Consider the following 13404-nt stretch of genomic DNA (forward strand, 5'->3'; position numbering starts at 1 on the left):
CAGACTGTAACCGGAGCGATAACTACATTGACAGTATAAGTACACCCGGTATATTAAGAGTCCTGATGTAGCCAACGAGTCTCGTGTGGGGCGCCACTGATCCTCACCGTCCGCGCGGGAACGCTGCCGCGGACACGGCGGAGGTGGCCGACCTCCGGCGGTCTTGTCACGCCAAGCTCACGTCGCACAGCAGAAAGGCAGAGAGGCATGACTGAAGAAAAGGAACCGCCGCGGAGCCCCGGCACCGGCGGGCACTCGCCTGAGCAGCGTCCGAGCGCAGGAGCGCTGCTGATCGCCGGACCGGTGATCTTCCTGCTCGCGGAGTTCGTTGCCGCTATGGCGTGGACGGATCCCGCCTACAGCTACACCCACCACTTCATCAGCAACCTCGGTGTTCATGGGCCCTCGACGCTGTTCGGGCAGTACATGTACTCACCGTTGGCGTGGGTGATGAACACCGGCTTCTTCTTGTTCGGCCTCACAATCCTGGCCGGGACCGTCGCGCTACGGGATTTGTCGGGGCGGCGCCGCTGGGCCACGCTCGTCCCGGCAGCGATGCTGGCCGTCGGTGGCGTCCTGCTTGCCCTGTATCCCGGATCCGGCGAGGCACTCGACAACGGCACCGGTGAGTACCACAGCACGGGCGCGTTCTGCGGTTTCATCGGCGGCAATGTATTGGCCATCGTGCTTGGGCGCCGTTGGCAGCGCATCGGCGTCTCCCAGCGCATGGGACGAGCGCTCAACGTGGTGGGTGTGATCGGCCTGCTGTCGATGATCGCCTACCTCGCGCTGATCGTGAGCGCGGGCGACAGCCCCATCGGCATCATCGGTCTGGTCGAACGCGGCGCCGTCCATCCGTTCCTGATCGGACTCATCTGCGCCGGAGCAGCGATCAGTAAGCGGCGGGCCGCGAACGCGGCACCGGGCCGCACGGCAGCGCACACGCAGCTTTCCAGCAACCGCCTTTCCTGACGTACCCCGTCGCGGAAGCAAAGGATGACGAGCATGACCGACAGCTTCGACACCCCTACGGCAGGCGTGGACGCGGTGGGCTGGGTGCGTACCTGGGGCGCCTCACCCCAGGCGCCAGACGACTCCGTTACCAGCATCGGACCCGTCGAGAACGCGACGCTGCGGCAAATCGTGCGCGTGAGCGGTGGCGGGGACCGTGTCCGGATCCGTCTCAGCAACGAATACGGAACCGTGCCCGTTACGATCGGCGCCGCATGCGTCGGCATGACCGGCTCCGACAACCTGATCCGGGACGGCAGCGGCCAGGCGGTAACCTTCAGTGGCCGGCCGATCGCCACGATCCCCGCCGGGTCGCCCATCCTCAGCGACCCCATCGACCTGCCAACGCCCGCACTGTCGCGGCTGACGATCAGTCTCTACTTGCCCGGCCGCGTCGAGGCCGCCACGTGTCACGGCACCTTCCACGCGCTCGGCTGGATCATCCCGGGCGACGCGACCGCCCTCGTCTCGCTACCCGCCGACGCCGCCCCGTTGCCCGCTCAGGCACTGATCTCCGCCGTGGAAGTGCTGCCTGACCGGCCGTCGAACGCGATCGCCGTCCTCGGCGACTCCCGCGTCGACGGGATCGGTTCCACGCTGGGCGCCGACCGGCGCTGGACCGACGTGCTCGCTGAACGCCTGGCCGGACACGCCGGGGCGACGCGATACGTGATCAACCAGGGTATCGGCGGTAACCGGTTGCTCACCGACGGGATCGGCACCGCTGGCCTGGCCCGCTTCGACCGGGACATCCTCGCCACGCCGGGTCTGGGCCACGTGGTGATCGCGGTAGGCAACGACCTGGTCTTCTCTTTTGCCCCCGACACCGAGGAGACCGCTGGATTCCTAGCCATGTTCGGCGGTGAGCCCGTCACCGTCGAAGAGATCATCGCCGCCCACCTCCAGGTGGCCGCCCGGGCTCATGCACGGGGTGCGAAGGTACATGCCGCCACCGTCGCTCCTTACGGCGGTTCGGAGATGTACACGGCCGAGGGAGACAAGGCACGCGAGCACATCAACGCGTGGATTCGCACCAGTGGCGTCTTCGACGGTGTCCTGGACTTCGACGCCGTCTGGCGCGACCCGGCTGACCCCTCCCGCATCCGCGGTGATCTGCACATGGGTGACCACCTGCACGGCAACGACGCCGGCTACGACGCGCTGGCCCGATCCGTCGATCTGTCGCTCTTCGACTGAACCGCCGGCCGGCGTGAGCCGGTCCTGCGGCCCTGTGACGAAAGGAATTGCCGATGCACGACGTGGTGATTGCTGGCGCGGGCCCGGTGGGCCTGTTCCTGGCGAGCGAACTCGCTCTGGCTGGGTGCTCTGTTTTGGTCCTGGAGCGGGACGCTGACGCGCGCCCGCCGCTCAAAGCGCTCCCGCTGGGGTTGCGTGGCCTGAACGCGGGCTCGGTCGAGACGTTCTACCGCCGCGGCATGCTCCAGCCGCTGTTGGAGGCATCCGGCGCCGACGCCGCGAACGTCGGCGCCGACCCCGAAGCCGACCAGGCCCCGACTCCCCGGAGTTTGAGCCACTTCGCGGGCATCACCCTGGATGCCACCGACATCGACCCGGCCGCTCTGTTCTACCGGCTGCCCGGCCCGGCGATGGATGGCTTCATGACGAGCCTGGAGGCGGTCACCGACGTCCTGGCCGAACGCGCCGCGACGCTCGGCGTGTCGATCGTGCGCGATGCCCCCGTCACCGCCGTGGCCCAGGATGAGGAGACGGTGACGGTGACGGCCGCCGACCAGGACTACTCGGCCCGGTGGCTGGTGGGATGCGACGGCGGACGCAGCACGGTCCGCGCGCTCGCGGATTTCTCCTTCGTCGGCACCGAACCACTGTTCACCGGCTATGTCGCTAAGGTCACCTTCACCGACCCCCACGAGCTGCCTCTCGGGTTCCAGCTGACGCCGACCGGCATGTATCTGCGGACACCCCTTGCCGGTCACCTGGGCATGATGGACTTCGACGGCGGCACCTTCGACCGCACCCAGCAGCTGACCCGCGAACACCTCCAGACGGTCCTACGGCGCGTCTCCGGCACCGAGGCAACACTGGAGGAGGTCCATCTCGCCTCCAGCTTCACCGACCGCGCGATGCAGGCCACGACCTACCGCAACGGCCGCGTCCTGCTCGCGGGCGACGCCGCCCACATCCACTCGCCGCTCGGCGGCCAGGGGCTCAACCTCGGCATCGGCGATGCGATGAACCTCGGATGGAAGCTGGCAGCGACCGTACGCGGCGACGCTCCCGACGACCTGCTCGACACCTACACCGTCGAACGCCACCCCGTCGGCGCCGCCGTCCTGGACTGGTCGCGCGCCCAGGTCGCGACCATGAACCCCGGCTCCAACGCCCCGGCACTGCAGCAGCTGGTCCGCGACCTGATGGGCACCCCCGACGGAACCGCCCACGTCTACCGCAGGACCTCCGGGCTGTTCCATCGCTACGACCTGGGCAGCGAGCAGCCACTCATCGGCTGCACCGCCCCCGACTTCCGCCTCACCGACGACATCAGCCTGGGCGACCTCCTCCAGGACGGACGCGGCGTCCTACTCGACTTCAGTCCCCAACAACGCCTGAGCGAGCAGGCCGCGCCATGGAAGAACCGCGTGCGCTACGTCACCGGCCGCCCCAGAAACGACCTGGGCTTCGAGGCCCTCCTCACCCGCCCCGACGGCATCGTCGCCTGGGCCTGCACCCCTGCGGCACCGGTCGGCGATGCGCTTGGACACTCACTCGCCCGCTGGTTCGGTCGCTCCTGAAGTCGCCGTGGTGCCGGCACCCCTACCAGCGGGTCGCTGGAGATTGTTGAAGCTGTACGGAGGTACGCATGTCCAAGTTGAAGATCATCGTGGGGACGACCCGCCCGAGCCGGAGCGCTGACCGGTGGTGCCCTGGGTGGAAGCCGCAGCCGCCGCGCACGGGGCATTCGAGGTGGAAGTGCTGGACCTGCGGGACTGGCCGCTGCCGTTCTTCGCCGAGCACTTCGGCACGGTGGGCGATATCAACGACCCCACCTACTCCCAGCCGCTCGTCAAGGCGTGGAACCGGGCCGTCCAGGACGCGGACGCCTATCTGGTGGTGACCGGTGAGTACAACCTGCTGGAGCACTGGACGAGCATGGAGGCCACTGACGTCCACGGCGAAAGCGACTATGGCCGAGTACCTGGCCGTCAAGGGCGAGAACTTCGAGGTTCTATCGGTCGCATTCATCCACGAACTCCAGCCACCGACCCCTGCAACCTGATCCTCGACCCCGGGAGTGCAGACACCCGGCCTGCCAAAGCGCGTCAAGGGCTTGAAGTACCAGCGGACGATCTCCGGCAGGCGGCATATTCGTATTCGTGGGGGATGCCGCCGAGGTGATCGCGACGACACCGCGCTGGTCCAACTGCGGTGGCACCTCCAACCGGACCGCCCGCGCCTGGGGTGCCGTGGCGTTGTGTCGAGTCCGCAGAGTCGACGCATGCTGGGCCGGCGACGTGTGGCGGACTCGGCAACCGCAGGTGCTTGGTCGCCCGGCGGAGCGCATCCCGGCAGCCACGCCGCACGTGTCCATCCGCGCTCCGATCGACCTGAGACGTCCAGTCGCCGGATGCGATCGCGAACAGCTCCACAGTGGACGGACAATCCACTGGATTTCCGGTGTAATCGGGCCGCCCGGTGTCCTGCTGCGGAGCCGGTGCACGGAGCCGATGTGCGAGCATCCGATCTTTGTACTAAATGCGCCTGCTGCTGGCCAGTAGCGATCGCACGGTCCGCTGGGTGGCGGAACCTTCTTGTATGCCGTGCGCTGCCTACGGAGCAGCAGCGGTGAGCAGCCCTTTGACCACCTGCAGCTCGTCGGGTGCCAACAAGTCGGTCGCGTCGAACGTCGCAATCCACTCGCGCAGAGGGGGCATCCTGTCCGCCAACTGACGTTCCAGATCCTCCGTGCCTGTCGGCTCCGGCTGGTCGTAGCGGCGGCTGGTCAAGCCTGTTGCCGGTGGCGTACCGCAGCTGGGCGTCGGTGGGCCGGGTCGCGTCGAGGACAGTGGGCCGAGGACGGTGGCGTGCCGGGAGAGATTGGCGGTGAGGTCGAGATGCCGACATACTGGATCACCGCCAACAAACGGTCTCCCCGGAAATCGGTAACCGACAGTGTTCACGGGCGCCGCGGCCCCAGGGAGCCCCGCCCAGCGCAATAGACTTGAGCGCATGGGCACCGTCGGACTCGGCATCGACTTCGGCACATTCAACACTGCCGCCGTCGTCCGGACCAAGGACGGCCGGACGAGTCCGCTGTTGTTCGACGGTTCGCCGCTGCTACCGTCGTCGGTCTATGTCGACGCGGCCGGGGCAATCGTCACCGGCCGTGACGCGCTGCAGAGCTCCCGCGTCGACCCGGCGCGGTTCGAACCGAACCCAAAACGCCGCGTCGACGACTCTGTCGTCCTGCTCGGCGACCGTGAGATCCCCGTCACCGACCTGATAGCCGCCGTGTTGTCCAGGGTCAGTGACGAGTGCCGCCGTGTCACTGGAGGAGCCAGCGGCGACAGGCTCGACGTTGTGCTGACTTGCCCCGCGTCGTGGGGCGCCACCCGGCAACTGGTTCTCGCCGATGCCGCCGCGGCCGCCGGGCTCGGCCGCGTCCAACTCGTCGCCGAACCGGTCGCGGCCGCTGCGTACTTCACCGGCGTCCTCGATCACAAAGTGCCGGTCGGGTCTGTCGTTGTGGTCTACGACTTCGGCGCGGGAACCTTCGACGCGAGTGTTGTGGCCCGAACGGGTGCCGGGTTCGAAATTCTCGTTGTGGAGGGCCGCGACGACCTCGGTGGGCTCGACATTGACAATAGCGTCGTAGAACACCTGCGCACGACTGGCGACCCGGACGTGTGGCGGCGTTTGCGGGAACCGTCGACCGTTGAGGAACGGCGGGCGCACGGGCAGCTGTGGCACGACGTACGGGAGGCAAAGGAACGCCTGTCGCGGCTGCCGACGGCCGACCTCGTCGTGCCATCCCTGGCCGCCGGCGCTCACCTGACCCGCGACGAGCTCGATGTCCTCGCCAGGTCCATCGTGGAGCAGACGGTTCGCATCACCCAGGGCGTACTGCGGTTTTCCAATATCGCCGAGAACCGTATCGCCGGGGTGTTCCTCGTCGGCGGCTCAAGCCGGATGCCACTGGTCGCGACCCTGCTGCACCGCGCCCTCAAACGGGCACCGGTCGTCATCGAGCAACCGGAGCTGGCAGTCGCGGCCGGCAGCCTTCTCGCCGGTGCCGCCCCTTCGGAGGCCTCGGCACCGGTGGACACACCGCAACGGGACGTCGACGTCGCCGACGCGCATGTTCGCGACGGCCGCTACACCGAGGCGCTCACCGTCCTCGACCGGGTCGTGTCCCGAGCTCCCGACGACGTGATCGGCCTGCAGTTGCGGGCCGAGACGCACCGCAGACTAGGCAAACTCGACGCGGCGTTGACGGATCTCGACCGGGCACTGGAACTAGACTCATCCGACGCACGGAGCTGGGCGCAGCGCGGGCTCGTCCACCGCGAACTGGAACGCTACGAACCGGCGCTCGCCGACCTCGGCGAGGCCGTCCGCCTTGCCCCGGACAACGCGACGTTCCGTGGTGATCTCGGCGCGACGAGGGTTCGCGCTGGCGACCCGCGGGGCGGGCTCGTCGACATCGAACGGGCTATCGCACTCGACCCGGGGCAGGCGTGGATGTACGCGGACCGGGGTGTTGCACGGCAGCGCCTCGGTCAACTGGCCGAAGCGCTGGGGGACGTCAACCGGGCGCTGCAGATGGATCCGCAGGGGAACCTGGCGTGGATGCTCGCCGAACGCGCCGCGATCCACCGTGACCTCGGCGACCTCGACGCCGCCCTGGTCGACTACAACGTGGCCGTGACGCTGAGTCCGGATGTTGGCTGGATCGCCGGTGCCCGCGGTCAGGTCCACCACCGCCGCGGCAACCTCACCGCCGCCCTCGCCGACCTCGACACCGCGATCCTGCTGTCCCCGGACCAGGCGTGGGTGTTCGAGGCTAGGGCTCGAGTCCACTACGACCTCGGCCACCGGGAGCAAGCCCTCGCCGACGTCGACACGGCGCTCGCCCTGCGCCCGGATGCCGCATGGATCGCCGCTGCCCACCGCGAAGTCCACGATCAACTCACCTGAACCGTAGCCGGTGCCGTTTCGTCAGCTCTGAGAGCGACGTCGGGGTCGGCGCTCCTGAGGCGTTGCCACCGGCTCCACGATGTCCATCACCAAACGATCGCAGGCGCGGTAGCAGCCAGCGGGCTCATGCGGACGCGCCGCGCACCGCGGCGCAGGGCGGCGAAGTTGCGGCGACCCCCGTTCAGTTCGGTCTCGTGTACGAGGGCTCCAGTGAGAACCTGGGGGTTGGTGCCGGTTGCCAGTGGTAGGCGGCCGGGACGAAGCCGATCCCGCCGGCGACCTTGCGCAGCAGGAAGGGCTTGCCGTGGTCGTCCAGGGTGATCTGGTACGGCCGCCCGGCGATCACGAGGCCGATGTCGAGCACGAACAGATTGTCCTCGGGTCCGCCGGCCGACATGACCTGCAGCGTCCTGCGGTGAACCTCACCGGCGCCGAGCGGGGCGGTGAGTCCCTCGTCCGGGCCGAGGGCCGCGTCGGCGCGCTTCGGGTCGGTCGAGAGCCACAGCTCGTCGCCGGTCGACCCGGGCGGCGTCTCGGTGTTGGCAGTGCCGCAGTCCGCGTACATCATGCCGGTCTCCGCGGGATGTCCGGTGAGCCGGCCGGCGATCCGCTCGATCCGGACGTCGGTGTCGGCCAGCGCCCTGACCTCGAGGACCAGGGCGAAGTCGGCGGTTCGTGCGCCGCCGTGCTCCAGCGTCCAGTAGTAGGCGTCGGAGCAGGTGCTGCCGACGGCCTGGCCCGCGGCGGGCAGCGGTCCGGCCAGGGCCAGTACCCACCAGGCGCCCGGCTCCTGGCCACGCACGCGCACCTTGAGCGATGCGCCCACTTGCGTCCAGTCGTCCGTGGCGCTGCCGGCATCGCCGGGTGGCGTGGAGTTCCGGACGGGTGCGGCGGTCTCGGTGCCCGGGGGCGACGGCCGCAGCCCCGCCACGAACCATCCGAACTGAGCCCGGTGCGGTGTCGGCACCCAACACCACAATCGCTGTTTCCGGCTATCGATCATGGCTGACACGAATGGCATATCTGCTGACAGCCGAGTGACGAGCAAGCGCTGACTACGAAGTGGCACGTCTCGAATGCCGACGAGGCCGGCCACAGGCCGACCCCCGTCGCCGCCATCAGTGAGCGCCGCATCGGCATTCACTTGCCGATGATGGCGTGGAACAGCTTGAGGGATCCGCCCGCGGCGCCGCAGGCGACGAGCACAGCGGCCGGGGTGGGGCCGCCGCTGAGCGCGGAGAGGAAGTGAAGCACTCGCAACCGACAATGTCACCCGACGTCACGAATCATGGCTGGATGAAGAGAGGACGTGCGCGCCACGCCGTTTCGGGATCTTTGTGAAGGTGTCGCCGCCAACCGAGCGACGACCAGAAGCCGTCGGCACCTTCGGAGAACGCCACGAGCCGACGATGCGGATAGCGATTGTGGAGGAGATCGATGACGCCGTGGCCGCGGGTGCCGGATTCGGACGTCGTGTTCGAGGCCGGTGTCGAGCCGATGGTGGAGAGGGTGTCGACACCGCGACACTCACGCGGGATCGATCCGCAGCAGCACGCTCTTCGCGCTGGTTTCGGTCTCGGGCGTCGTGGCGAAGAGCGCGTACAGGCTGATGCGAGCCGGCCTGCCGGGGACCAGTATCGCGTAACCGAGCGTGTGCGACGCGAACGGCCCGGTGCGCGGCAGCACGTTTGCCGGTCCGAACGTCTCGTCGAGTTCGCGCCGTGTCAGCGTGCCGACCGCGAATCGTAGCTCCACGCTCGCACGCGAGAGCTCGCCGGCCGTAACCAGGCATTCGCTCGCACCCAACGGCGGTGGGGTCGTCGGGATGCCGAGCGCGCTGCGGATCTCGGCCTCGCTGCCGGTCGCCACCGCGCACAGGCGTTCGCCCATCGCGCGCAGCGCACCGACAACGGACGGCCTCTCGGGCGCGTCCTTCAGGATCGGCGCGAAATAGACCTTCAGGCGCGCGAGCTCGGGGTGATCCGGCGCTACGCCCTGCGCGTAGATCGCGAGCCCCTCGCTCGCGTGTCGCGCTGCATCGGCGAACCGCCGCTGCGCGTGGAGCAGCTTCGCGTAGAACAGCCTGCGCGTGCCCAGGATCACCGGCCGAGCCGGCGTGACCTGTGTTTCCGCTTCGATCGCCTGGACGATCCGTTGCTCGCTGCGCTGCTCGTCGCCGAGATCCAGCCACAGCGCCGACACAGACGCATAGCTGTCGGCGCGCGCCTCCGCGTCGGCGTCCATATCGGCGAGCATCGCGTCCGCGACCGTCACGAGTTCGAGTACGCGCACGCGATCCGTGTCCAGGCGCAGCAGAACCTGAGCTTCGGTGACCAGCTTCCTGACTGTCGCTCGTTCACTCATCGTCCCCACGTCCTCCAGTCGGTGAACGAAACGTCCGCGCCGTCTCCTCGCGTCGGTTCACGCCCGCGCGGATCGTTGGTCGAGGCCAGGCCGTTGGTGCGCAACAGTCCGGCACGGGGGAGGTCCCCGTCAGCGTCCGGCGGCTGGTTGTAGCAGGTCCGCGATCTGCCGCGCGTCGGGATGGCCGAGTTGCTCGTAGCGTTCGTACGCCTCCCACCACGCCTGTCGGGCGTGGTCGGGCTGGCCGGATTCGTGCAGCACGTGACCGAGTTCGACAAGCGTCGCCGCCTCGTTGTAGAGGTCGCCGAGGGTCTGGTAGAAACCGATGGCGTTGCGGTAGCAGCGGGTGGCCCGCTCGTGGTCGCCGAGGTGGCGGTGTGCGTGGCCGAGCGTGTCCCACGTGGCCGCGACCGCTGGGGGGTCGTCGACTTGCTGGAACATCGCCAGTGCCTGCTCGCAATGGTTGACGGCGTCGGTGTGGCGCCCGAGGAGGGTGTGGAACCAGCCGATGGCGTTGTGCAGCCGGGCCAGGCCGGTGGTGTGGCCGGCGGTCTCCGCGATCACGAGGGCCCGTTCGACGAGGGCGAGGCCGCGCTGCGCGTCACCTTCGGCCTCCGCTCCCCAGGCCATGTCCTCCAGCACGATGGTCTGCCCGGGGACGTCGCCGTCCGAGGTGAACAGGTCGAGCGCCTGCCGCAGCAGTGGCGCGGCTTCGTCGTGCTGCCCGGACCGTGCGTGGGCCATGCCCATGCCGTGCAGCGAGTGGGCCAGTGCCCCGCGGTCGCCCAGTCGCCGGGCCGCGTCCGCGGCGACCTGACCGGCGGCGCGCTGTGCCTGCCAGTGGCCCTGTCGCAGCAGGTACGACGTCAGGGTCCACACGAGCCGCCATGCGTGCTCGTCAAGACCGAGTGCTGCCGCTCGGGCGGCGGTGGCGGCCATCGACTCGTGTTCGGTGCGGAACCATGCGAGCGCGGCGTCGGCGTGACCCGGCGGCTCGGCCACGACATCGTCCCGCCGTGCGGTCAGCGTGATGGGCACCTGGAGCGGGTCGAGCAGGCGTGCGGCGGGGTGCGCGGTGTGCAGGTAGTGATCGGCCAGCCGAAGCATCGCCGCTCGGCGTTCCTCCGCGCTGTCGGTCGCCTGCGACTGCTCGGCAGCGTATGCCTTGAGCAGGTCATGAAGCACGTACCTTTTGGCGGTGTGCTCGCTGACGAGATGCGCCGAGACCAGCTCGGCCAGCAGCGAGCGGGTGTACACCGTCGGCAGGCCGGCCAGGCTGGCGGCCGCCAGCTCCCCGATGTCGGCGCCCGGATGCGTTCCGAGCAGGCGCAACAGCCGGGCGGCGTCCCGGCCGAGGGCCAGGTAGGACCACGACAGCACGGCCCGCAGGTCGGTGACGGGATCGCCGCCGTCGAGGGCGTCGAGCACCGTGGACGCGTCACGCAGTTCCGCCGTGGCCTCTGCAAGCGGCAGATGCCGGCGCGTGGTGATCCGGGCGGCCGCCACCGCCAATGCCAGCGGTAGCCGGGCACAACGCTCGACGATTTCGTCGATCAGGGGTTCCGCGGCATGCGGCGGGCCGCCGATGCGGCTCGTCAGCAGGTCCCGGGACTGCTCGACGGTCAGCAGGCCCAGGACCAGCGGGGTGGCGCCCTCGATCGCGACCAGTGACCGCAACGGATCCCGGCTGGTCACCACGGTCAGGCAGCTCGCCGCGCCGGGCAGCAGCGGCCGCACCTGTTCCGCGTGGCGGGCGTTGTCCAGCACGATCAGCAGCCGGCGGCCGGCGATGGTGCTGCGGTACACGGCGGCGCGTTCATCGGGGTCGGAGGGGATCTGCTGCGCCGGAACGCCGAGCGTGTTGAGGAACGCGCGCAGCACCGCAGCCGGATCGAGCGCGGGCCCCGACGGGTCGAAGCCGCGCAGGTTGACATGGAGCTGCCCGTCCGGGAAACGCGCAGCGGCGGTATGTCCCCACCGTACGGCCAGGGCGGTCTTCCCCACGCCGGCGGTGCCGGTGATCACCGCGATCGAGGTGCCCGCAGCATCCTGTTCCGTGTTGCGTGCGAGCGCGTCGAGCTGGGCCAGCTCGGGTTCTCGTCCGACGAGACCTGCCATCGCCGGCAACTGCGCCGGCACGGGCGGGCGACGAGGAGCCGGGTGCCGCTCCAGCGCCGGGTCCTGCTGGAGGATCTGCCGCTCGAGCCCGCGCAGCGCCGGCCCCGGGTCCAGGCCGAACTGTTCGGCGAGGTGGTCGCGCAGCCGGTGGTAGACGGCAAGCCCCTCGGCGCCGCGCCCGCACCGGTACAGCGCCAGCATGAGCTGTCCGGCGAGCCGCTCGCGTGCCGGGTGCGCCGCGCACGCATCGGCGAGCTCGTCCAGCAGCCGGGCGTGCTGTCCCAACCGCAGCCGAATGTCGAAGCGGTCCTCCACAGCTCGGAGGCGGGCCTCGGTGAGGCCCGCGCCGAGCCGGTCGCGTACGTCGGGTTGTGCGGCGTCGGCCAGCGGCGTGGTGCCGCGCCACAGCGCGAGGGACTGGTCCAGCAAGGTCAGGCGGCGTTGGTCCGAGGTTTCGGTGTCGGCCTCGCCGAGCAGCGTGCGGAAGTGTTGCGCGTCGACCGCCATCGGGTCGATCCGCAGCGCATAGCCGCCGCCGACGGCGACGATCGCGGCGTCGGCGGCGCTCACGGGTGCGAACGCGGCGCGCAGCCCCGACGCGCACACCCGCACCGCGTGCCGGGCGGTACGCGGAGGCGCCGCCGGCCACATCAGGTCGACGATCCGATCGACCGAAACGTGCCGGTTCGCCTCCAGAGCCAGGATCGCCAGCAGTAGCCGCTGCTGGCGAGGCCCGAGGTGCAGTGGCCCCTGCGGTGTGTGCGCCGACACGGCACCGAGCAGACACACCCGCACCGGTACGAGCGGTGGTTCGGTGGGCCGCGAACGCATGATCACCCGTCCCGCGTCGTGAGGTTGGCTGCCGCCGCTCGACGCTAGCTCGCCCTCACAACCCGGACGCCGTCGCGGCTTTGAACTGACGCTGATGTCGTTCTGAACCCGTCTGCCCATCCTTGATCGGAATGGCCCGGACCGGGCCGGTTCGCCTGGCCCGCGCTTCGTGGGCCAGATTTCGTGATCGGAGGACGAGCATGCGCCCCGCAAGTGCGAAGCGCTTGACACATTGGACCCTGCTGGCCGCGCTCCTGGGCGCCACCCTTACCGGCTGCGGGGCAGGCGCGGAGGACACACCGGGCACCCCCGCGACCGCGCAGAACGCGGCCGGCAGCACGTACCCGAACACTGACGAAGGCGCCAAAGCCCTGATGCAGGCGCTGGGGACAGGCAACGACCCCACGCTCGTACAGCAGTTGAAGCCGACGACCGCGGACTACCAAGCCGTGTTCGAGGGCGACGTCGCGGCCAAGGCCGAGCAGTACTACAAGGCGAAGCTGTGGAACGGCAGCGAGGTCAAGATCGCCGCGAAACCGGAACAGACCGACCTGAAGGTCTTCAAGGCCACAACCGAGGAGATCCGGTCCTGGTCATCAGCCGTCGCGGCGAACTTTCCCGGCGGCTACCAGCAGATCGGCCCGCACCTGAAGCCCGGCCTCACCGTGTACCGCTGGAAGTACACCGAGCCGGGCGACGACCTCGGGCTCGCCTTCGAGGGCCTGGTCAACGTCAACGGGCGCTGGGTCTGGGTCCCCAAGGTGTGGCAGGTCCTGGAGAGCTGACGCTGCGCTTGCCGAGAATGTCATCCGGGCAGTTCAGGCGGCATGTTCGTATTCGTGGGGGATGCCGCCGAGGTGATCGCGACGACACCGCGCCGGTCCAACTGCGGTGGCACCTCCAACC

Annotated in this window: 10 protein-coding genes; 6 read left to right on the forward strand and 4 right to left on the reverse strand. The window is 69.4% G+C overall.

All coding sequences use genetic code 11. The annotated features are described in order from the left end of the window. The first annotated feature begins 207 nt into the window (after positions 1-207). The 4 genes from AC6JBM_RS45775 to AC6JBM_RS45790 all read left to right on the forward strand — a co-directional run bounded on the left by AC6JBM_RS45775 (position 208) and on the right by AC6JBM_RS45790 (position 4386). Positions 208-972, forward strand: a complete 765-nt coding sequence (locus AC6JBM_RS45775; RefSeq protein WP_497979925.1) for a DUF998 domain-containing protein — start codon at positions 208-210, stop codon at positions 970-972. Between the two features lie 33 nt (positions 973-1005). Then, entirely contained in the window at positions 1006-2208 is a 1203-nt protein-coding gene (locus tag AC6JBM_RS45780) for an SGNH/GDSL hydrolase family protein (RefSeq protein ID WP_497979926.1), read from the forward strand. A 53-nt stretch (positions 2209-2261) separates the two neighbouring features. After that, positions 2262-3782 (forward strand): FAD-dependent monooxygenase, encoded by a 1521-nt coding sequence (locus AC6JBM_RS45785; RefSeq protein WP_497979927.1) that lies wholly within the window; start codon positions 2262-2264, stop codon positions 3780-3782. 136 nt (positions 3783-3918) lie between these two features. Beyond that, entirely contained in the window at positions 3919-4386 is a 468-nt protein-coding gene (locus AC6JBM_RS45790) for an NADPH-dependent FMN reductase (protein ID WP_497979928.1), read from the forward strand. Between the two features lie 431 nt (positions 4387-4817). Here AC6JBM_RS45790 and AC6JBM_RS45795 read toward each other — a convergent pair whose 3' ends face one another. After that, on the reverse strand, positions 4818-4994 hold the full coding sequence (locus AC6JBM_RS45795) for a hypothetical protein (protein ID WP_497979929.1): 177 nt from the start codon (positions 4992-4994) through the stop codon (positions 4818-4820). A 223-nt stretch (positions 4995-5217) separates the two neighbouring features. Between AC6JBM_RS45795 and AC6JBM_RS45800 the strand changes: the two genes are divergently transcribed. Continuing rightward, positions 5218-7185 carry an Hsp70 family protein gene (locus tag AC6JBM_RS45800; protein ID WP_497979930.1) on the forward strand — a complete coding sequence of 656 codons (1968 nt, stop codon included), beginning with the start codon at positions 5218-5220 and terminating at the stop codon, positions 7183-7185. Positions 7186-7366: 181 nt separating this feature from the next. On the opposite strand, the gene AC6JBM_RS45805 is transcribed toward AC6JBM_RS45800, so the two are convergent. The 3 genes from AC6JBM_RS45805 to AC6JBM_RS45815 form a co-directional block, all read right to left on the reverse strand. Then, positions 7367-7987, reverse strand: coding sequence for a hypothetical protein (locus AC6JBM_RS45805; RefSeq protein ID WP_497979931.1), 621 nt, complete (start codon positions 7985-7987; stop codon positions 7367-7369). Positions 7988-8712: 725 nt separating this feature from the next. Next, entirely contained in the window at positions 8713-9549 is an 837-nt protein-coding gene (locus AC6JBM_RS45810; RefSeq protein ID WP_497979932.1) for a hypothetical protein, read from the reverse strand. Positions 9550-9678: 129 nt separating this feature from the next. Continuing rightward, positions 9679-12498 (reverse strand): AfsR/SARP family transcriptional regulator, encoded by a 2820-nt coding sequence (locus tag AC6JBM_RS45815; protein ID WP_497986690.1) that lies wholly within the window; start codon positions 12496-12498, stop codon positions 9679-9681. A 200-nt stretch (positions 12499-12698) separates the two neighbouring features. Between AC6JBM_RS45815 and AC6JBM_RS45820 the strand changes: the two genes are divergently transcribed. Then, complete coding sequence (locus AC6JBM_RS45820) at positions 12699-13283, forward strand: hypothetical protein (protein ID WP_497979933.1); 585 nt, start codon at positions 12699-12701, stop codon at positions 13281-13283. Positions 13284-13404: the final 121 nt, after the last annotated feature.

This window comes from Dactylosporangium thailandense (assembly GCF_059739745.1).